This is a genomic window from Stenotrophomonas sp. YJH_SMC_135 (genome assembly GCF_059372355.1).
Genome location: NZ_JCAFVN010000006.1, coordinates 51,721 through 72,811 on the forward strand (window position 1 = coordinate 51,721; position 21,091 = coordinate 72,811).

A 21,091-nucleotide genomic window follows, 5' to 3' on the forward strand; every position below is an offset into this window, starting at 1 on the left:
AAGCTACAAAAGTCCATGTAGGGACAAAAATCGCTTCATCGAATTCATCTTGATCAGTGCAATCGCTGTGCAGCTACTTGATCAGCGTTGCCTTAATGCCCAGCCAGACTGCGGCGATGCCGAGTACAACACTTGCGCCCGCGTACAGCACGGCAACCCACAGCTCGCCACGCCGCAACAGGTGGGTTGCTTCAAGGCCGAATGCAGAAAACGTGGTAAACCCGCCGAGTAGGCCGGTGAAGAGGAACAATCTTGTGCTTGGGCCAAACAGCTCGAACCGCTCGGCGAGGCCGGCAAGAATGCCCACAACGAGACATCCCAGCACGTTGACGGCGAACGTGCTGTACGGAAAGCGCTCTTGTGCGGTCAGGTGTAGGACGACGCCGCCAAGCTTGTAGCGAGCGACCGCGCCAATGAACCCTCCGAGACCCACGAGCAGGATGGCTTTCATGCTGTGTGACCTGCCGTGAACTCAAGAATGCGCCTGGAGAAATCGATCGGCTCGACTTCGCGCTTGAGGTCCAGCGTGTAGTCGCCGAACCGGTTGATGTGGCTGGTCCGGTATGGCGACAACCCAGCAAGCACTTCCGGGCTGATGTTAGCGCCATCTTGCCGCAGCTCCGCCAGCACCCGGGTCATCTGCTCCACGTTGTGCAGGATGACCAGGTTGGCCACCAGCTGGTTGTAACGCACGATCTTGCGCTGCTCGTGCTGGACGTTCTCGGCAATGATGCCCTCGCCGCCGAAGAACGCCCATTTGACGAAGCCGTTGAACTCCTCGCTTTTGTTGGTGGCGGCGTGGATGGTTTTGCGCACTTCGACATCGTCGATGTAGCGCAGCAGGAACAACGTGCGCACGGCCTTGCCCAGTTCGCGAAACGCCCAGTACAGCTTGTTCTTCCGGCTGTAGGTGCCGAGCCGGCGCAGGATGGTCGAGGCGGTAATCTTGCCCACTTTGATGGAAATCGCGACCCGCAGCATGTCGTGCAGGTGGGTCTCGATCAGCTTCCAGTCGATGCTGTCGCCGAACAGTGCCTGGATGTTCTCGTACGTCCGCCCCGGCTCCGGCCGGGAGAACACCAGATCCTTGATGTTGCGGATGCGAGGCATCAGGTTGATGCCTAGCAGATGCGCCAGCCCGAACACCGGGAAGCTCTGCGCCTGGGTGTCGCCGTGCACCGTGTCGGGCTGGATGTCGGAGCGGTTGGCCAGCAGCCCGTCGAGGATGTAGACCGCCTCGTGCACGCCGCACGGGATGAAGTGGCTGAACAACGCGATGTACTTGTCGGACACGTGGTAATAGCCGATGCCGCCATAGCCGCCGTACCGGATGTGGTACTCCGACAACAGGTTCTGCTCGTACACGCTCCACTTGGTGCCGTCGGCCGAGGCGCTCTTGCCGCTGCCCCAATAACCGGGCAGCTCGAACTTGTTGTACAGGTTGATCACCTCGACGATCGCCTTGTCGAGGGTCTCGTCGGTGACGTATTTCAGGTTCAACCAGGAGATCTGACGCCGGCTGAAACCCTTGACCGAGCGCGCGGTCTGGGTCGGCCCAAGATTGCAGCCGTAGCAGAACAGCGTGGTGATCACCCGCCGCAGCAGATCGTCGACCCGCGCGTCGGTGCCGGCGATCGGACGGAAGTGCACGTGCAGATCCAGCCAGCGGGTGGTGTCAACCAGGACATCGACGATGCTGGTCGGTGGCAGGCGTTCAGTGATCGCGCTATCCACCGCGGCGATCGCCTGCGTTACCTGGGCGCCCTGCAGGCGCCTGAGCACCAATCGCCCGTCGACCACGCTGGCGTGCAGGTTGTCCGGAAACCGGGCATCGACGGCATCGGCCAATGTCGTCAGCTCGGTGCGCAAGCCCTGCACAAAGTCGGCCGCGTCGGTGGCGATCCCCGATACCTCGCCGTAGGCGTCCAGCTCCTGCGCGAACGTCGCCTCGTCGACCAGCTGCTCGCGGTAGTCGTCGTAGCGCTCGCCGTGCGGGATGTACAAGTCGCCGGATTTGAGTTCGTCCTTGACCTGCGCCAGCACCGCCAGCTCGAAATACTTGCGGTGGATCCAGCCGGGGCTGGCAGCAGCCAAGGCCTTGGGCAGCACGTGCTTTCGCCAGGCGGCCGACAGCCAAGTCAGGTCGGTGGTCACCTCCAGCCCCAGCCCGGCCGCGTCGACCGCCTCGCGACGCTGGCTGCGCAGCGCGAGTACGGCGCCGATCATGTGCTCCATGCTGGGATCCTGGCTGGCGGCCCGCAGGCCCATGATCTCCAGACAGTTGAACAGCAGCGGGCGCAATGTCCCGTACGGCGCCAGCAGGAACGGCAGGTAGTTGCGGCCGGCGTAGGCCATGTGCTCATCGCATTCGGCCATCAGCAGGCTGATGTCGGCGACCAGCACGCCCTCGATCGCATCCACGCGCTGGGTATCGGTGCCCTCGACCTGGTAGGCCTGCAGGATCTCCCGGAGCTGGCCGATCAGCGCGTCGGCGCGCTTGCTGTGTTCGAGCTGGTAGGCGATCAGCTTCTGCTGCGCGGTGTTCTCCAGGTTCTGAATCAGCCGGATGAACAGGTCGGCCGCATCGTCGAGCGTCTTGCGGTACTGCGAACGGATGAAGATCGCGGCCAGCGCATAGCGCTTGACCGGGACCAGTTCGGCCAGTTCGCTGGCATCGAGCGCGCGGGCCATCGCGCGGAATTGCTTGAGCTTGGGCACCGAGACATCAATCGGCGGCAGTTGCTCGGCCAAGGTACGCAGGCGCTGGATGTGCTGCAGGTAATGGCGCACTTCCTTGTTGGTCGGCCGCTTGGGCTCGCGCTTGAGCGCGTGCCAGCCGCTGTGATGGCTGCCCGGCGGCGTCAGCAGCAGCTCGTCGATCAGCGCCCGCATCGCCGGCGTCAGCGCGTCCGTAATCTGGCGGTAGTGCGCGTCGTGGACCTGTTCGCGGGCGGCGATCGCGAGACGTTCGAGCGTGCTGAACGCCGGCAGCTCAAAGCGGTGGTGCACCAGCTCTTCGAGCATCACGTTCACGATGTCGGGCACGATGTGTTTGGTCTGAGCCGCCGTTTCAGCAACCGTGCCAAGCCAGTCACGCCCGGCGCTATCGAGCGGGCGGACATTGAGGAACGCCCGCAGCTGGGCCAGGTGCCCACGCTTGCCACCGGACGTGTCGTAGCTCGCCAACCGGTCGGCCGGTACGCGCCGCATCCCCACGGCCTGGGCGACGTGCTGCGCGATGCGTTGGGGCACCTCGTCCAGTGTCGTGAAATAACCCAACCGCTGAAACAGCTTCAGATGCAGCAACAGGGCCAGACGCGTGGCCGGGCCGCTGGTGATGCTTCGGACGCACTGAAGTTCCGCCTCGCTGGGCGTGTAGATGTCCTGCAGTTCTTTGGCGGTGGGATCGGGCTTGAGGCGTGGGTAGGCGGTTTCGTGCAGCGTCGTCATGCGCAGCTCAGTCCCAATGGCGGCCGCCCGCTTCATCGCGCAAGGCGACGGCGAGGAAGCACTGGTGGTTGTCGGCGATGCGGTGCATCTCGTCGAGCAGCATCGCGATGGTTTCTTCCAGCGCCGCGTCGTCAGATGCGGCGATCGCCAGGCGGTAGCGAGTGCCATCGGCATCGAGCCGCTGCGCCTGGTGGGGGTGCAGGCAGATCTGCTCGATCAGCCGATGGGCCTTGGCCAGGCCGCGCACGCGCGGGGTGAGCCGGGTCAGCGTGATGGTCGCCTCCACTGTCGTGCTCGGCACCGGCGCGACAGCCGGCGCCGGCAGCGCCAGGCGCGGGGGCGCGATCGGCGGCAGACTGGCTTCGATGCGCTCACGGGCGAACGGATCGGCGCCATCGAGGTAGCGCATCGCCGAATTTACGTCGCGCCAGCCGACGTACTCCATCAGCGCCTTCACGTCCCAGCCGTTGGCGTTGGCCCAGCCGGCGAAACCCCGGCGCAGCGAGTGGCTGCTGTAGTCGTCGGGCGAGGCCAGGCCGGCCTCGCGGAAGATCCGCCGCAGCAGGCGCACCAGGCTGTTGGGATGCAGCGGCGTGGCGGCGATCCCCGCCCACTGGTCGACCGCGCGGAACAGCGGGCCCTCGTGGAGGTCGGCCGCCGCGATCCAGGCCGAGGTCGCCGCGACCGGACACCAGCGCGACAGCGCCGGCACCTTGTAGGTCCGGCCGGTGTGCTGGCGGTCGCCCTTGCTGTGCGACAGGAAGCAGGTCATGCCTTCGCCGGGCACCAGGCGCAGGTCCTGCACCTGCAGACGAACCAGTTCGTCGCCGCGGAAGCCGCGCCAGAAGCCCAGCAGCACCAGGGCGCGATCGCGCAGGTGCCGGAGCCGGCCGGCCGGATCGCCGCGCGTGCCGGCCGCGGCCGCGGCGCCGTCGAGCCAATCCACCACCTGGCCCAGTTGCGTGAGCTGCAGCGGTGTGGCGCGCTTCTCTTGGCTCGGGTGCAAGGTCTGGATGCCCTTGAGCACCTTGCGCACGATCGGGGCCCGCGTGGGGTCGGCAAAGCCGTGCGCGTGATGCCACTGGGCCAAGGCTGCGAGCCGGTGCTTGAGCGTGTTGAGTGCGAGTTGCCCCGCGTAGGCGGCCAGGTAGCGGGCCACCTGATCGGCGGTCGCCGGCAGATGACCGCCCCAGTCGACCTCGAAGTGACGGGTCGCGCCGGCGTACGCGCGCTCGGTGTTGGCGCGGGTGGCCGCATCCAGGTACTGCTCGACCGTGCTCATGGTGGGTGCTCCCCGCTTGCCATCGCTGCGGACCGACGACGAATCGCCTGCGCTGAGGGTTTCGTACCGCTTCGGGCCGACTCTACCCCAGTTTTGGGGCTAAGGCGGGATAATTCCACATTATCCCGCGTAACTAGTCAGCCGTAAATACGGCTTGACTTGATATTATATAGTACGTAAATACGTAGTACGTACTACGGTACGAAATTCTCAGGAGGCGGACATGGCACGCGGCGGGCTCTACAAGTCGGAAATCAAGAAGGCGCGGGACAGCCTGTTGGCGCAAGGCATCAATCCTTCTCTCGATGCGATTCGTATCGCCTTGGGCAACACGGGCTCCAAGACGACCATCCATCGCTACCTCAAGGAATTGGAGGCGGAGGAAGGCCAGGGTGTCGGGGCGACGGTGGCGGTCAGCGATGCGCTGCAGGACCTGATCGGCCGGCTCGCAGCACGCCTGCACGAAGAAGCCGAGACTGCGATTACCGAGGCTCGGGAGCAGTTCCAGGCACAAATGCGGGAGCGCGAAGCCGCGCTGGAGAGCCAACGGCAGGAGGCGGCCGCGCTGAGCACCCAACTGCAACGCACCGAAACCGCCCTGCAGGCCGAAACCGAGGCGCGCGCGCAGGGGCAGCAGGCCCTCACTGAGGCGAACACCACGGTGCGCCAGCTGGAGGAGCGCGTCGCCGGGCTGACGACGCGCGTGGTCGAGCACGAGGCGCACGCCCGCTCGCTGGAGGAGAAGCACCAGCACGCACGCCAGGCGCTGGAGCACTACCGCACCTCCGTCAAGGAGCAGCGCGAACAGGAGCAGCGCCGGCACGAGCAGCAGGTGCAGGAACTGCAAGTCGCATTGCGCCAGGCCAACGAAGCGCTGACCGCCAAGAACCACGAGCTGCTGCAGCTCAATCGCGACAACGGCCAGTGGCTGGAGCGCCACGGGCGTCTGGAGCGCGAACTGGCGCAGGCCAAGCACACCGCGGAGGCACAGCAACGGGAACTGGATGCGTTGCGACTGACCGCGACCGAGCACCAGGCCCTGCAGACACGATGGGCCGAGGACGTACGAACGCTGGACAGCGTACGCATCGAACTCACCGACGCCCGCGCCGAAACCACCCGGGAGCGGGAGCGCCGCGAGCAAGCCGAAGCCAATGCGCTGCGCGCTGGCGTGCGCCAGGAAACGCTGGAACAGTTGCTGGCACAATTCCGCCCCGAGCACGCCAACGACAGCGCGGCCGATGCGATCTCATCCCGTGAGAAGGCCGCCCCTTAGCCTCATCGCGTTGAACGTCCGGAGACTCACATGAGCAAACTTGATGATGCCATCGCGGGGCTGGCGCCGCGCGGGAGGCTTACCACGCCCGTTGTCTTATGGTGTGGCAAGAACTGCAAGCCGCCGAGCCGGCCGCTGCGAAAGTGCCGCACAAGGCCTTCAAGCTTTACGAGCCGGGCTACTTCCATATGGACGTCAAGTACTTGCCGCAGATGGCCGATGAGCGTCGCCGACGCTATCTGTTTGTCGCCATTGATCGGGCCACGCGTTGGGTGTTCGTGGCGATCAAGAGCGACAAGAGCGCCGCCAGTGCCCACAGCTTCTTGCAGGCGCTGCACCAGGCCAGCCCGATCAAGATCGTCAACTGTTGACCGACAACGGCAAGGAGTTCACCGATCGCCTGTTCGCCACGCGCGAGCGTCAGCCCAGTGGCCATCACGAGTTCGACCGGCTGTGCCGGGCCTTGGGCATCGAGCACCGCCTGACCAAGCCCAGGACGCCGAAAACCAATGGCATGGTCGAGCGCTTCAATGGCCGCATCAGCGACGTGCTCAACACCCACCACTTCCATGGCGCCGACGACCTGGAGCACACCCTGTTACGTTACGTGGCCTTGTACAACCACCAGTTGCCGCAGTCCGTGTTGAAAAGCAAGACACCGATCCAGTCCATGAAGGATTGGTACAAGTCCCATCCGATGCTCTTCAACAAACGGCCTTATGATCGTGCGGGATGCGACAAGTAGCATCCTCTCGGGTGATCGTACGGGGTTTGCCGGCGTGCGGGCTATGCGGCACCCTTGGCAGCCAGTACGTCGAGCTTGTGGATTTCCGGGTCCTTCGCGAATAGATCCGGTGCTTGTTCCATCAGGGCTTCGGCGACCTTGCCGGATAAATGGGCGTCTCGACCGGCGTCGTCATCAAAGGTGTCGAAGATGCCAAACGTCGACGCCCCCAATTTTACGGCGTACCAGGTCGCGGTGCCGGGTTCCTGCTGAACCAGTTCAAGGCCGCTGTTGAGAAACGCCTCGACCTCGGCTTCCTTGCCGGGTTTGGCTTCGAGTGGGACCCATAGTGCTTTGCTTACCATGTCGGTTCTCCTTGGGGTTGGATGGACGCGGCCCGGGCAGCTTCAGCACTGACCCGGTCCGGTGCTGCGGTTTCGCTCTTCCTGTGACAATCTGGAACAAGACGCCGAGAATGGCTACTCCGCATACCGCCACCACATCACTTTGCATTGGTTAGACAGCTCAACTCTCGCCGAGAATGCTATGCAGGTACTGCACGGCGATCGAGCCCTCGCCGACGGCCGAAGCCACGCGCTTGACGCTGCCGGAACGCACGTCGCCAACCGCGAAGACCCCAGGCCGGTCGGTCTCCATCAGAAAGGGCCTCCGGTCACGGGCCCAGCCCGCATGGCTCAGATCTTCCGAGGCCAGATCGCCGCCGGTCTTGATAAAGCCTGCGTCGTCGAGCGCCAGGCACCCGCCCAACCACCCCGTATTCGGGGTCGCGCCGATCATCACGAACAGGTGGCGTATAGGCCTCTCCTCGGTCTCACCCGTTTGGTTGTTCCGCCAGAGCAGGCTCTCCAACGCACCATTGCCGATCAGGCCAGCGACCTCCGTATGCCGATGAAGCGTTATGTTGTCTGACGGCTCGATTCGGTTGATCAGATACGACGACATGCTGTCGGCCAATCCTTGCCCGCGCACGAGCATGTGGACGTGCCGGGCACGGTTCGAGAGAAACACCGCCGCCTGACCGGCGGAGTTACCACCGCCCACCACCGCCACCTCCTCATCCTCGCACAGCGAGGCCTCCACATGGGTCGCGCCATAATAGATGCCGGCGCCCTGGCAATCGTGTTCGTTGTCGAGACCGAGGCGCCGGTACTCGGCGCCGCTGGCGATGACGACGGTGCGGGTCTTGATCGCCTCGCCGTCGTCGAGTCCCAGGGTGAACGGTCGCTGGCGGCAATCGAGCGAGCACGCGCTGCGCGGTGTCACCACGTCGGCGCCGAACTTCTGCGCCTGGGTCAGCCCGCGCCCGGCCAGCGCCTGGCCCGATATACCCGTGGGGAAGCCCAGATAATTCTCGATCTTCGAACTGGTGCCCGCTTGGCCGCCCGGCGCGGTGCCCTCGATGACGATCACGCGCACACCTTCCGAGGCGGCATACACCGCGGCCGCCAGGCCAGCCGGCCCGCCACCCACCACGGCCACATCGTAGACCTCCACCGCCTCGCGCGGCTCCGACAGCCCCAGGCAGTCGGCGATCGCGCGCGGCGACGGCCGCTTCATCAGCTCGCCGCGGCAGACGACGGCCGGCAGGTCCGCGCGCGCAATGCCGAGCTCGCGCAGGAACGTCTCGGCGCTCGCGTCGCTGTCCACGTCGACATAGCGATAGGGGTGGCCGTTTCCCGTCAGGAAACTTCTGATGGGCAAGGCGCCGCCCGTGTGGCTTGAGCCGACCACGATGACATTGCCCTGCTGATTTTCGATCAGTGCGGTGCGGCGCAGGATGAACGCGCGCGTTACCACCTCGGCGATATCGGCATGCCGCGCGATCAGCCTCCAGAATCCCTCGCGAGCGATGAACAGCATCTGGCCTGCCTCGATCACGGTCCCGCGCACCAGGCTGCGCCGGTTGGAGAACATATCGATCTCGCCGGAAAACTCACCCGGCCCGTGCGCGGTGATCTCCTGTTCGCCCTCCCAGCCCAAGTGGGAGATGCGCAACTTCCCGCTCAGAACCACAATAAACTCGGCGTGCTGCTCGCCGACATCGAACAACACCTCGTGCGCCTCCACGTCATGCACCGTCCCGAAGGCCCGAACGGCCTCGAGCTGCGCCTGGGTCAGCGTCGGAAACGCTTGCGCGCGGCGGCGGGTCCAAGGGTCGGTCGAGTTGGTCATATGATTGCGCGGGAGGTTTTCCAGCAACGTATGTTAGCTATATGGTCGTGATGAGGTTGAAGCTGGTCGTGAGGTCAGTCAACGTCTTCGTCACTCCAGCGCGGCAGGTCCCACGCGATCGCATGAAACCACTGGGCGGCTCTCCCTCGGTCCAGGCTAGTGCCACTTTCAACGGTCGGCGCCAAGTCGGCCATGAACGCCTGCAGGACCGCTGCCGGGGCAGCGCCGTGGCCTTCACAGTACTCGGCGAAGTCAGGCGGCACCGGGATGGTGAGAAGGGGATAGCGGTCGCGCTCCATGCCAGTCCTGGAACTTATTGCGTACGAGTGAGCATAACAGCGCCCCCAAAATTCGAACGGCAGTCATCGACGATCGATGCGCCGGCGGCGTGCGGATGTGCCAAGTGTTGACACACCTACATATGCGGGCAGTCCGACATGGGTGTCAACACCCCCGAGCACGCCACGGAACGGGTCGTGGTCCTGATGCCCCCCAAGCAAAAGGCCAACGCCAGCCGCCGCGCGAAAGCGGCGCGGCTGTCGCTGGGCGATTTCATCCGCCGGCAGATTTTCGGCGATGAGGAGCTCTTATCGGCTGTGGTGGCTCAACTTGAGGAGTCGACCGCCACAGCAACCGCCGCGCTCGACAGCGCGACGGTTTGTCTGGCCGATGCGCGGGCGCTCCAACCCGAATGCGAGGCGCAGGCACGCGCGAGCGCGCGAGCCGAGTTCGCCGATGTCGACCCCGAGGCGTTCGCCGAGCTGGTCGCCGGCGCGCCGGGATCGCGGGTGCACCCGAGGGCGGGCCAATGAACGCCTTATCGGTGGTGGCATAAACCGAACCCGCATGATTCGTGAAAAGAAGATCCCGGAACCCGAGGGATATCCCTTGTTTGGCTGGACATCGACCACTGTCAAAGCCCATCTGCAGGCGCAGCCGCCGGGAGTAGGTGACGCCATGATCATCTACAACGCGCATGGCGGGTTTCATGCGTACCCGCTGGCGACGGTGGTCAACCCATCCGCCGGCCGGCAAAAGCGCTCGTGCTCTCCAAGGCCGGCAGTTCGGGAGGCACCGCGTTTTACCGCAGCGGAATCAACGCGTTCATGCCCAAAGGTCGCACCTGCATGATCCCGCCCGTGCCCGCGCTTTTGAAACACCTTACCTCGGAGTGCGACGTGGTTCTGGATATGCCGCTCAATGCGCAAGAACCGATTCGATAAGGGAAATCATTTACAGATTCAGCCTGTTAGGTAACTTTTGGCTGTTTTTCGCACGAATCCCTGCCGACCCTCATCAAGATCGGATCGTGGGTGTTGCCGCAGCGACCTGCGCCTACTCAACTGTAGAGGCAACCGATATACCACTAGAACATCCCAAACGCGTTGTCCTCAGTGCGTCCATCAAAGGCTTGCTGGAAGCCGCAGTGGACAAGCAATGCATCGTCGATGTGATGTTTGCCGGAATCCAGCCCATGAGTTGGTCTAGCTCGTTGGCTGACATCATAGAAATTCGGGCCAAAGCTTTTGCTGAGCTGCTGGAGCATCCATTGGCCGAAGTTAGGAATCTTGTGGCGGAGAGGCTTGAACGGATCGAGCTCACAGTGCGAAGAGAGCGACAGAGGGAGGCGGAAGATCACAGTCGACGGGAACAGCGCTTTGAATGATGCGTATGGGTGAGATGGAGCCGGCTAGTCATCTTGGTGTTGCGCCCCGCATAGATACTCGGTCCTGTTGGCTCATTGTGAATTCGATGTACATAGATGAAAGGACCCTGTGCACACTGATTGGTTCTACGCGGGCACAATCAGCTGTGGCCGAACAGCAACAGGGCGGCAACTCAGGCGGGACTGTCACTCAAGCAGCTTGGGACCCAGTAAGTCCTTGGTAGCAGGTCGCCGAAGAACCGCCGGATGAACGCTGTTCTTCGGCGTATCCCTGTGGTGACAGACGGCGCTTTGCGTGGTCCAGCCGATATGGGGCCAGCTGGCATCGCCAGGTGAGCCGCTCCAGGTTGTGACGCCTAACATGGCCCAGTCGGATCTGCTGGGCCGTGGGCGTATGCAGGCCGGCTACCTCAACGGGCAGCGGGGCAGCGTGGGTGCAGGCTGCGCTCAAAGATCTAGGAGAGATCTGGACCAATGGTGTCACTTCGACTAGCGCCAAGATTCGACTCTGCCTCTTTTCCAGGCTCCGCGCGAATCCTGGGAGTGACCGGCTAGAAGATATTGAAGTCTCTCCCGATTTATCCGATGCGCCCAGGAAGGATGGGCTTTAGGTTCAGCCTTGGCTCCAACAGCGATGGACCGAAGCAGGCTCAAGGCCAAACATGGATTCGGGGTGTCTATCGTGGTAGGGCAATGGCTGCTTCCGACGCATAGCGGTCGTTCCAGTTCTTACGCCAGAAGGGCTGCGTCAGCGATAACAGCCTGTAGTTTAGCGTCTAGGATCGAAGCGGAGTATGGATGGCCTTAGACCGAGTATCCGCCCTTCGCCGTTCTTAGGAGAGTTTGCCCGCAATTACTCGGCTGCTCTATATGCCTGCTTGCGAACACATTAACGGCTAAGGACTCTTTCCCATAAGCGGCGGTGAGTTGTTCCAGGCCAGCCGGCGTCACAACGAGGTAGCAACCCTCGCCCCACAGAGAATCCGCATCGATTCCAACCGGGCCAGCGTCACGCCACCAGTGAAGCTCTGCGACCACCGTTCCGCTCGCATCGAAGAATACGCTCGGTGTCTCGTCATGAGCGCGCCAGCGAAGCCCCTCAACCCAGTTTGGGCATAATGCAAACGGATTGGCCGCTGTGTCAAAGCCCATGTCCACGGAGCAGACAACTCGCCTTACCAGCGTTGGTGCCAGATCATTGTCGAGTGGGACGTACTGGCCTAGCCAAACAGCGATGGGCAGCTTGGCGTAACAATCGTCGAACTCTTCACTATCAGTCTCTGCCCAAGGTGCTCTAAAGCGGTAGAAGCGGTGCTCTGACAGTCGTGCCTTGTGGATATGGAAGCGAGACACCTCGGCCACGACTTGGCCGTCGCAGTGCGCCAGGAAAGGGGCAACATCGCCGTCAACCTCGTCAATCCACTTCTGCTCTCGCTCGGACCAACCGGCACTTCGGTCAATCAGCGGCCTTCGAATCCACTCGGGACGAACTCGCGGGAGCATCAATGGCCGAGGCGGAAGCGGGTAGCCCAATCTCTCCAACAGCATCGGACTGTCCCGGCTCTCCAACTTGCCGGCCAGGCGCAGCTCCCCTGCGACGTGGCGAAGGGCAGCAATGGCGATGTAGGCGTGTGGCTTCATGTAAGTGATCTGCATATCAAGGACACGAAGCTGAGCCTCAAGCTCTTTGACACCAGAGGGCCCGAAGGCCTCAAGTCCACCCCAATCCTGGATGAACATCGCCGCGCGACGGCGAACTGTCATCTCCTCGATGTCTGCCGCCTTTGCAATGTGACGTGCCGTCGAGCGCAACATACGAGTCCAGCCAAGCGGCGATTCGACGCGCATTGCACCAGTTCTCTCGTCCGTGAATGCCTGGTCGCTCTCTGGCAGGTCACTGAATTCGAGGAGATAGAAGAGCGGCAGTGGCGTCGCGTCAAAAGAGACAGCCAGCCCCCACCGATGCGACAAGAGCGTGGCTGACTCGGCTACTGCAATGTCACGGTGACTGACCATTGCAGCTACGGCGCGGCCCAATACGGGCTCGAGGTTCGCGCTGTCGGCAGCGAGCAGCGTTCCGAGTGCCTGCAAGGGGGCGTCCAAGTCACCGTCCATAAGTCGCCGGATAAGGGATGTGAACAAAGATTGACCCTGTCCGACTTGCCTTGCCAAGCTCAGGGCGCAATTGCGCGCGTGCCGCTGAACCTCTGCAATGGGAAGTCGATAGGCAAAGTGCAGCAACTCCTCCAAAAGGTCCGTGTCGCTGAGTGGTAGCTCGCTCGACTGGAAGGGTCGCCCCAACTGGAACTCGCGAGTGCAGGTCATCTGCTCCTCAATCAGCGACCAGATAGCCGGCCAATCTGGCGTCAAGCTGATGACCGGCAGTATCGAATCCAGCTCTGTGAGCAGTGCCTGGGTATTCTCCTGGCCCGTTGTCACTGAATCGACTATGTTCTCGAAGGCCGCAGGGCATGTGGATGATCCGTGCAGAAGCTTCTTCGCCTTAAAGTAGAAGAACTTGCCGCCACCCATCCCTTGGCTCCAGGAACTCCAGGGGTCGTTGCTTGTCTCGTAGCCTTGCATAAGCTTCTTGGCGTAATCGACCTCATCGGCTGCAGCAAACCGCTTCACCATCAGGAAACGGCAGCGTGCGTTGTCCTGCAATACCTGCCAGCGCTCAAAGACCCTTCGCGCCAGATGAATCGGAGCTATGTCTGCCAGCTCTTCGAAACGGTCCGGGGCGTTGTGGTTCAGCTCGTCGCTATCTGCTTCAAACGCGAGTTCAAGATCCGCGAGAGTAGCTTCCGAGGCGTACTTGTTAGACGTATACGAGTGTCGAGGCTCCGGCGCTTCTGGCGTCCACCGGGCGATGGCGGCTTCGAGCTCAGGCGACGAGAATCCATGCTTTCCGGAAGCCTTGTGAATGCGCTGGAGCAGCGTGATTCTCTCGTGCGCTCTGCTGGCTACCTCGACCGCCCCAAGCAGCATCAGAGCGAGCGGTTCAATCTGGTCAGGGCCGGCTGCGTCCGCGGAGGCGTCGATGAAGTCACCAACATGGGACGGATCCCGGTAGTGCGGTTCCATATAGAATGGCAGGCAGAGACCGCACCAGACGGTCGCGCATGCCAAGACGAGTTCAGGGTTTCGCCTGACCATCCCCGTCATGAGCAGGTCGACACGATTCGGCCAGCCGATTAGATGCCAATCCGCCAGTGTCTTTGACACCTCGAAGCCGAAGCGAGGTCCAACCTGCATCGCTTCCTTAATCAGTGCCATGGTAAGGCGACGCGCGGCCGACGACCCTTCCGTTTTGGTCATGCCACCGACCTGACGCATCAGGTCTGAGACCCGCTTGACACGGTTTTCCGGGTCAGCCGCGTTCGCGAGAGCTAGAGTGTTTCGCCAGATCGCGTACTGCGGGTCTTTCTTGGGAGCCAAGGCATAGCCAAGGCATTGCTCAGGAACCGTCGCCAGCAACTGATTCGCCCGCTCTAACTCCCCGACCGCAGCCAACCCGATGGCTAGATTCGCTAGCCCGTCGATCTGCTCGCTTGGTGTACTTTCTTTAAGCTCCGCCACGAGGGCATTAAGCCGATCCGCCGCCGCCGCACGATCACCGTCAACGCGATATGCATCGACAGCCAATCTGCGTCGCAGGTAAGCAGTTCCCTTCGACGCCGATGAAGCGATGGCTGAGTCAACCTCCCGAAGTACCGCGCGATACTCAGTCTCACCGCGCTCGGCGCCGAGCCTCAGCAGCGCTTGCACGAGCGTGGGGATCGCTTTCAAAGACTGCTGGATACGGTATGACTCGCTGCCGCCTTCTGATGCGAGACGTAGGACATACCCAAGGGACGTGCGGGCTATGCCTTGGATGCCGCCTGCCGATAAGGACCCGTTGACGCCGGCAGCGCGAGCTAGAAGCACACCTATCGTCGAAGCGTGCTGTTGGAGTGGATGAAGGAAGGTGTGCTTCGACGGTGTCACGCTTGGCAGTGGCCTCTTGAGCAGCGTGCAAAGCCTCGCGTGATGCATCACTGCGCCGACCAGATTGCCCAGCCCAGCCAGGTCCGTCTTGTCGTCGCACATGGAGATCATCGGTGCGACCAGCTTGTCGAACAGGGCCTCGGCTAGGTCACGACGGCCAGCTTCGAATGCGATCAGCGCCATCCGTTGACGGTAGCCGTTTGGTACCTCCCCGAACCGGGGAAGAGCGACGGCACTATCAAACAGCGCAAGCGCTTGCCCAACGTCGCCACGTCGACTGGCCGCAAGCCCTGCGTGAACCATCACCGACGGCTTATCTTCGTTGGCTACTCCGAGCTTGCTACATAGTTCTTGAGGATCGGAGCCAACCTTCTGACCTAGCATCGCCTTTGCGGCTTCCCTCCTAAGATGCAGCCGCAGCGCTACGGCAGATTGCGGATCCACCGTTTCCGGCTCCCTTAGACCCTCTGCGGCGAGATGATCAATCGCTATCTGGATCTGCTCGGTGTCTCGGAAGTGGACGGCGCGCATTGCCCATCTTTCGAATTCCTTGATGTTGTGCTGGTGCCCGTAGTTTCTGAACTTGGGCGTATGGAGCTGCGATAGTGGTTCGAGGCTTTCAAACAGCTCCTTCGCGCGGTCGAAGTCGCCTCGCGCTAGTAGGGCGTCGACGACCTCGTAGCCCTGGCTGGGGAAGTCCTGCACGAGGGAGACAGCTGCTTCAATGTTCCCCACCGCCAGCATAGCCAGCGGGAGTTGGTTGGCGTACTCAAGGGCTGATTTGCGCCGATCCACTTCGTCACGACACAGCAGCAGTCGTGTAAAGGCGGTCGCGTCGTGCGTTTCACGCACTGCCAGCAGGGCGAGGCGGATGTCGGCGTGAATCTCGGCGATAGAACGCCCGTCAGCCAGCTGCTGCCTGAAGCGAGCGGGCATCGCCAATGCCAGTACATCGGCACCGTCGCCGGCACGCGCGCGGTAGCGCAGCTCAAGCCAGTACTGTGCCGATTCAGGTGGCGCGCTCTTCGCCAACTGGGCAAGGTTGCGGTATACGCGCTGCGAGTATTCAGCGTCGACGCTCCCGAGGCGGGTTCGCGGTTGAGCGATGACGAACAGCCTAAAGCTGTTGTGGAAGACGCTCCATCCCCGGGATGAACTGCGGAGCAGGTGCTGCGCAATGACCAGGGCGCGTTCAATCGAGGACTCCTTGACCATCGTGGCCAGCAGTCGCAGGTCCATGGGTGCCTCAGCCCGAGCGATGAAGCCCAGCACATCCATGGCATCGACATCGTTTGCGATCTCGCGCCAAGCAGCTGAATATACAGTCTCAATATCGCCGTCGAACGGCATCCCGCCGCTAAGAAGGTGCTTGCGACCAGCTTCGTCAGCGTGCAGCAGTGCCTGAATCAAGTAGCGCGTTGCCAGCGGGTGGCCATGCGTGAGATTGCTGAGATCCAATCTTGGAATCTCGGCAGGCAAGCCTAGCGCATCCGCCATCCAGGTGAGTTCCTCGCGACCGAGAGGCCCCATGAGAACCTGTCGCTCGCTCTTCTCCGCTTGCGCTCTTACGGCGGGCTTCAGATTAGCGAGATCCAACCGTTGCGTGCCGAGCACGAACACGACCCCATTTGGGATTGCCGCGGGAAGAGGCAGCTCTCCCAGAAACGAATTGGTCGGCCGTTCTTCGCGTGGCACATGGTCTAGCCCGTCGACAACGATGATTGTACGGATCCCTTCGCGAGTGAAGCGCTCACCAGCCTGCCGTAGCAGGACGCCGAACTGTTCGCGGCGCTCAGATAGCGAGTCATCGCGAAGACGAAGCCCAACTAAACCGCTGTTCCGCAGCTGCGTACCTACGTCGGTCAGGAAGTTGTCGGCCTCCCCACGACCCACGCCTTGAGCCGCGCCCGGCACGTACGCTAAGTAACGAACGAGCCGGACACTTGCTTCAGTGGCCAGCGCAACCTGCAGGAGAGTGGATTTTCCGGAGCCAGGTGGTCCTATGAGTGAGACGTAGCCGTGATTGGAGGCATGAAGCGCTGCTAGTAGCTTGACCTCAGTGTCCCGATTGCGCTGGACATAGGCGCCGACCGGGAACCGATGGATGAGCAAAGTCTTGGCGGGATCGCGCCATCCAAGCTCATGAAGCAGCTCGTCACGCGTCCACCTGTCCTTGTCGCGTTCATCGGCGACTAGCTTGGGCAGCACGCTGGCAATCTCGCATGCCTGTCTCGCCTGCTCCGCATTCAGCTTGTGCGACTGGATGAAGTTCGCTGCAGCTCCGCACACCACGCGCAGGGCATGCATGAACTGTTCGAAGTCGTCATCATTTAAGCCGGCTTCGCGGCGCAGGTGGTCGATCAGTCGGCTCCATCCTCGCGCGGACCAATCCGACAGCGACCGATTTGGATGCTGTTGGAACTCCTCGAGAAATGCAGCGCTGTGCCGTAGCCTGCCGTCGCCTGGCTTGTCGGTAACCGATGGAAAGTCGTTGACGACCAAGTGAATCTCGACGCGACTTCCTGGGTTGTCCTTGGACAGGCACTGCCAAGCTTGAACTAGGGGCTTCAAGAGACCATTGGCACCAGTAAACAGCGTCTCAACAGTGAAAGTGCCTGGGAACTTGGACGTCTTGAACTGGTGACCGACCACCAATCCATCGAATCCTAGTACCAGGTCGTCCGCAATGCCCGCGTTGCGGTCAGCGACGCCAATCCAAAGCAGCTCGTCGCGCTCAAGCGCGGCATAGATGGCAGCGCCCGCGCGCTCGTACTGGCCGACGTATCCACGAAGCGCTCGGCGTTCGCCCTCCGCCGGTGCCGTTGCGGGAGCTGTAGCAGCGGATGGCTGCGAATTTTTGGGCGCTTTCGAGGCCATAAATATGGATTGGGTAGTGGGTGCGAACCTGAGAAAAGGGAGCCGCTCCAGCATAACCCGGGGGCGTCGAGCACCAGCGGGTATGCCGTCGCCGCATCGAGCGGCATTGTGAATCGAAGTATATCCGTCGTCGATCACATCGGTCACTCGCACGGACGCGAGAACGGCTGTTCAGCCCATGGCTGACATTTGTCCGTAGGAGCTGATCGGACGCATGTGGCCGCAGGCGGACATCAACGGAACAAAGGGGGGGGCAGGGGGAATTATCGGGGGTGAAGCATGGCAGCTGTCGGCCCGAAACGGAGGCTCGACTTACACCTTCCAGACTTTGCTAATCACGGGCACATCAGCTTTATCGAGTCTAGGGAGATAGGCAATCAGTTTGTAGCCGCCAGGTCGAAAGTGGTCGAGACGAAGCTCCGCTTCTGCTTGCAATCTGGTGCCGTCCGGACCTTCGACCATGACCGCATAAACGGGATTCTTCTTGCCATGCGAGAGCGGCAAATCGGACGGCAGGGTCGAGTGGCCATTGCCTTTCGCACCGCCAAGCATCGCAGGATCTTTGGTGTAGCCGCGCGCGATTTACTGGAGACGGCCGACTCAAGCATCGGGCACAGATCACCCGATCTCCGTGACGTGAGGGCCGACTGCGACGGGAGATCATCAGAGACCGACAGTGATAGATCGCAGCGAAGCCGCGACGATCAAAGGATACTTCTACTAGTTTGACCGCACGATTGCCTAGGACTCAGCGCTCGTCGTGTCTCCATACCGCCCTATGGGGCGCTCGGCACTTGACCTTGCGGCAGCTTCCAGCATTCGAGCCGCCGGATTCGTTTCGGCCGCACCGGCCTGATAGTAGCCGATGACACTGACCACCGATCGGTGATCGGTCATTGCCATAATGGCTGGCAGGGCAATTCCTTGCCTAGCACCTTCCGTTACGAAACCCGATCGTAGGCTGTGACCGCCAAAGCTCCCCACCAATCCGGCAGCGCGGGCGCGATTCTGGATGATGGTGGCCACCGACTTGGGTGACAAGCCGGCCCCAACTTTCCCGCGTGTCAATTGGCGGAAGAGGGCACCCTCCTGCAGTCCAGCCGCTTCGATCCAGGTGCGAAGCGCTTCGGCCGGTGGACCTAACAAGGGCTTGTCCGGCGAGCCGCCTGCTTTGACGCCCTCCTGAAGCGTTTTGCCGACGTCCAGGTGGTAGAGGTAGCCGCCGTCGATCGGCGCAAGCTTGCTCAAGACGGCATGGGCCGTCTCGCTCCGACGGCGCCCACCACTGGCGAAGGCGAAGTAGAGCAGGGCACGATCACGTTTCCCAACAAGATCGTCCTCACAGGTCGCAATCATCGCCATCAATTCGGTCGCAGTGATCGCCGTCTTCTTGCTCGGCCGCTCGCCGCGCTTATGTGCGGCGCGACGGCCCTTGGCCAGCAGCTGCCGAACCTCGCTGCTTTCGCAGGGATTGGCCAGCTTGAGCAATTGATGGGCGCTGGAGAGCACCGCAACGCGGTGGACGATGGTCGACAGCTTGAGCGGTCCTTGGCGCTGCTTGAATTTGCCTTCCACCAAAAGCGCATCCAGTGTCGGCGGCAGCTCCCAGGTCAGGGCATCGCCTGAGCGCCGGGCCAGATGATCGATGATGAACTGGATCACGCAAGACGCGTCGACCGGCATGGCGATGACCGCTCCGTAGCGGCCTTGGTACCAGGCCGCCCAGTAGCGCAAGGCGGTGGCGTAACTGCGCGTGGTGTTGGCCGAGGCCGCTTCGGCGAAGACTTCGCGCACCGCGTCCGCCGAGGACTGCGAGAGCTGCGCCACAGTCGGATTGGCAGGAGCCGCGGTGGTCAGAGCTGGAAGAAGGTCGCTCATAAGTGGTTGAAAGTAGGGATTAAAAATAGCCTGAGTTCCGATAAATATATCTTATCGGAACCGTATATGTCGCACTTACTAAGATCACGGAGACACGTTCGGTGTCAGTCTCGAAGGATCGAAATGGCCGTCTATGTTGTCACCTGGAATTTGAACCGAGAAGCCAACTACGACGCAAAGAGGACTGCGTTCCTCAAGCACCTGGAGCGCTACCAGAACGTAGCAGATCCTGATCTGGAGTCGGTCCGCTGGGTGTCCGGGGATATGAGCGCTCACGATCTATCTGCCGATCTTCAACAGAAGCTCGATAAGAATGACGGGATTTTTGTATCCCAGCTTGTCCGTGGCGAGTACCAAGGCTACCTCAGCAAGGCGACATGGGAATGGATCAGTCAGCGCCTTGACTGACACCGCCGAAGTCCAAGGGGTTCTGACGTGGTTGGGGCTCGGGGACCGCGACACCGGAGCCAGCAAGTGAATTGTTCGCTTGGACTCTTCAAAATTGGAGGGTCCAAGCCGCTGAGCTAGCTCAGAAATGAAGCCGACGGTCATAGCCGTCTCCCAAATTAGATGCTCTCGAAAGCGCGTGGCTGCAACGCCTTGGCAACATCATTGGAGATGCAACAGATTCGCGACGCACCATTGGTGATGCACCAAGATCACAGCGAGTCATTGGGACTGCACGTAGCTCAGCGCATCAATTGCTACAAGTTGCCGCGCAAGCTGCCCCAAATTCGCAGCGCTCAACACGCGGGTTGGGCCCGGGCGGCGGTCGCCCGGGCCAGTCTGGCTAGAACATAATATACATTATGCGAAATCGCGTATCCGCCGGATCTGGGCCTTCGTTGGCTCCGCGTGGCAATGGCTGGGCCTCTGGCTCGGCTCTTGCCTGCGCCCTCAGTCCCCGGCCAAGGATGAGATCGCGGCATGATTGAGTTCGACCCGCACCACCGTATCGACTTGACCGGCCCTTGGGCCGGTTTTTCTTTCCTCGGTGATCGCCTGATCACACCCGAAGGCCGCGAACTGGAACCGCAGGATTTGGCCTGGCTGTCGCTCACCGCCTGCCAAGCGCAGGAATGGCGCCGGATGATGGCGCAGTTGCGATCGGTGCCCGCCGGGAAGCCTTCCAGCGCAATGGATTCCGCCGAAGTGATCGACGTGGCCACATTGATGGCACGGCGACAACGGCGGTTGTCCAGGGCGTTGGCTGGCCCCGACGCCGAGCCACCAGCGGCAGTCCTGCCGGTACCGGGGCCGAGACCTCGCCAGCGCGTGTGAGGCGCTTCCGTAGGGGCGCCGCCCCTACACCCCGGCTAGAATGCGTACAGGACGCCTTGGGGGCCGTATGGAACGCGAACGACCGGAGTACCTACAACCCATCCCGCGCGCACGCTGGGAGTTTCCGTGGCTCGGCCTGTGGGCCGTGCTGCTACTGGGCATGGCCGGTGCTGGAATTTGGCTGCACCTGAAGACAGGTGACGCATGGAATGCACGATTCACGCGGAACACCGAAGCAACGCCACCGGTAATGCCAAGCACTGCCGCGATACCTCCGCCCGGTGTAATTGACGAAGCCGAAAAGCAGGCAAAAATCGCGGAAATTCGGCTGCGCCGAGCAGCTGCCGAAAGGGACGCCGAATCGAAAAGGCAACGCGAGGAACTACGCTGCATCAGTGGTGTTGCGTTCCGCCGTATCCCTGGGGGCTGGGAGAACGTGCCGGGCGAAACCTGCCGGTGAGCGCTTAGCGCTTCTGC

General features: G+C 62.1%; 15 protein-coding genes and 1 pseudogene. 7 read left to right on the forward strand and 9 right to left on the reverse strand.

Annotated elements, in window-relative coordinates:
• Positions 1-73 precede the first annotated feature (73 nt).
• The 3 genes from crcB to AC5P98_RS18105 are packed head-to-tail and all read right to left on the reverse strand — an operon-like array spanning position 74 to position 4,732.
• Positions 74-451: a fluoride efflux transporter CrcB gene (gene crcB / locus AC5P98_RS18095; protein WP_102947206.1), complete on the reverse strand. Its 378-nt coding sequence runs from the start codon at positions 449-451 to the stop codon at positions 74-76.
• Positions 448-3,450, reverse strand: a complete 3,003-nt coding sequence (locus AC5P98_RS18100; RefSeq protein WP_102947214.1) for a Tn3 family transposase — start codon at positions 3,448-3,450, stop codon at positions 448-450. Before AC5P98_RS18100 ends, crcB begins: the two co-directional genes overlap by 4 nt.
• Before the next feature lie 7 nt (positions 3,451-3,457).
• Positions 3,458-4,732, reverse strand: a complete 1,275-nt coding sequence (locus tag AC5P98_RS18105) for a tyrosine-type recombinase/integrase (protein ID WP_102947205.1) — start codon at positions 4,730-4,732, stop codon at positions 3,458-3,460.
• A 223-nt stretch (positions 4,733-4,955) separates the two neighbouring features.
• Between AC5P98_RS18105 and AC5P98_RS18110 the strand changes: the two genes are divergently transcribed.
• Together AC5P98_RS18110 and AC5P98_RS18115 are read left to right on the forward strand one after the other, a co-directional pair.
• A complete protein-coding gene (locus AC5P98_RS18110) occupies positions 4,956-6,008 on the forward strand; it encodes a DNA-binding protein (RefSeq protein WP_102947322.1) in 1,053 nt (350 codons plus the stop codon).
• A gap of 143 nt (positions 6,009-6,151) precedes the next feature.
• Positions 6,152-6,753, forward strand: a pseudogene (locus tag AC5P98_RS18115) (DDE-type integrase/transposase/recombinase); the annotation flags it as partial.
• A gap of 41 nt (positions 6,754-6,794) precedes the next feature.
• Here the strand turns inward: AC5P98_RS18115 and AC5P98_RS18120 are convergent.
• From AC5P98_RS18120 to AC5P98_RS18130, 3 genes are all read right to left on the reverse strand, one after another.
• The gene (locus tag AC5P98_RS18120) at positions 6,795-7,097 is read right to left on the reverse strand and encodes a putative quinol monooxygenase (RefSeq protein ID WP_102947323.1); all 303 of its coding nucleotides are present in this window, start codon (positions 7,095-7,097) and stop codon (positions 6,795-6,797) included.
• Positions 7,098-7,257: 160 nt separating this feature from the next.
• Entirely contained in the window at positions 7,258-8,925 is a 1,668-nt protein-coding gene (locus tag AC5P98_RS18125; RefSeq protein WP_102947324.1) for a cyclic nucleotide-binding domain-containing thioredoxin-disulfide reductase, read from the reverse strand.
• A 74-nt stretch (positions 8,926-8,999) separates the two neighbouring features.
• Complete coding sequence (locus AC5P98_RS18130) at positions 9,000-9,224, reverse strand: hypothetical protein (RefSeq protein WP_102947325.1); 225 nt, start codon at positions 9,222-9,224, stop codon at positions 9,000-9,002.
• 138 nt (positions 9,225-9,362) lie between these two features.
• Here AC5P98_RS18130 and AC5P98_RS18135 point away from each other — a divergent pair, with 138 nt between their 5' ends.
• Together AC5P98_RS18135 and AC5P98_RS18140 are read left to right on the forward strand one after the other, a co-directional pair.
• Positions 9,363-9,737 carry a hypothetical protein gene (locus AC5P98_RS18135; RefSeq protein WP_102947326.1) on the forward strand — a complete coding sequence of 125 codons (375 nt, stop codon included), beginning with the start codon at positions 9,363-9,365 and terminating at the stop codon, positions 9,735-9,737.
• Between the two features lie 497 nt (positions 9,738-10,234).
• Positions 10,235-10,591: a hypothetical protein gene (locus AC5P98_RS18140; protein WP_495230135.1), complete on the forward strand. Its 357-nt coding sequence runs from the start codon at positions 10,235-10,237 to the stop codon at positions 10,589-10,591.
• Between the two features lie 804 nt (positions 10,592-11,395).
• Here the strand turns inward: AC5P98_RS18140 and AC5P98_RS18145 are convergent.
• The 3 genes from AC5P98_RS18145 to AC5P98_RS18155 form a co-directional block, all read right to left on the reverse strand.
• On the reverse strand, positions 11,396-17,455 hold the full coding sequence (locus AC5P98_RS18145) for an ATP-binding protein (RefSeq protein WP_495230136.1): 6,060 nt from the start codon (positions 17,453-17,455) through the stop codon (positions 11,396-11,398).
• Positions 17,456-17,767: 312 nt separating this feature from the next.
• Positions 17,768-18,007, reverse strand: a complete 240-nt coding sequence (locus tag AC5P98_RS18150) for a hypothetical protein (RefSeq protein ID WP_146027648.1) — start codon at positions 18,005-18,007, stop codon at positions 17,768-17,770.
• A gap of 189 nt (positions 18,008-18,196) precedes the next feature.
• Entirely contained in the window at positions 18,197-19,333 is a 1,137-nt protein-coding gene (locus AC5P98_RS18155; RefSeq protein ID WP_017354461.1) for a site-specific integrase, read from the reverse strand.
• A 123-nt stretch (positions 19,334-19,456) separates the two neighbouring features.
• On the opposite strand from AC5P98_RS18155, the gene AC5P98_RS18160 reads away from it, so the two are divergent.
• The 3 genes from AC5P98_RS18160 (at position 19,457) to AC5P98_RS18170 (ending at position 21,074) form a co-directional block, all read left to right on the forward strand.
• On the forward strand, positions 19,457-19,741 hold the full coding sequence (locus tag AC5P98_RS18160) for a hypothetical protein (RefSeq protein WP_017354460.1): 285 nt from the start codon (positions 19,457-19,459) through the stop codon (positions 19,739-19,741).
• A gap of 519 nt (positions 19,742-20,260) precedes the next feature.
• Complete coding sequence (locus AC5P98_RS18165) at positions 20,261-20,614, forward strand: DUF3653 domain-containing protein (protein ID WP_164093704.1); 354 nt, start codon at positions 20,261-20,263, stop codon at positions 20,612-20,614.
• A gap of 67 nt (positions 20,615-20,681) precedes the next feature.
• Positions 20,682-21,074: a hypothetical protein gene (locus tag AC5P98_RS18170; RefSeq protein WP_164214000.1), complete on the forward strand. Its 393-nt coding sequence runs from the start codon at positions 20,682-20,684 to the stop codon at positions 21,072-21,074.
• The last annotated feature ends 17 nt before the right edge of the window (positions 21,075-21,091 follow it).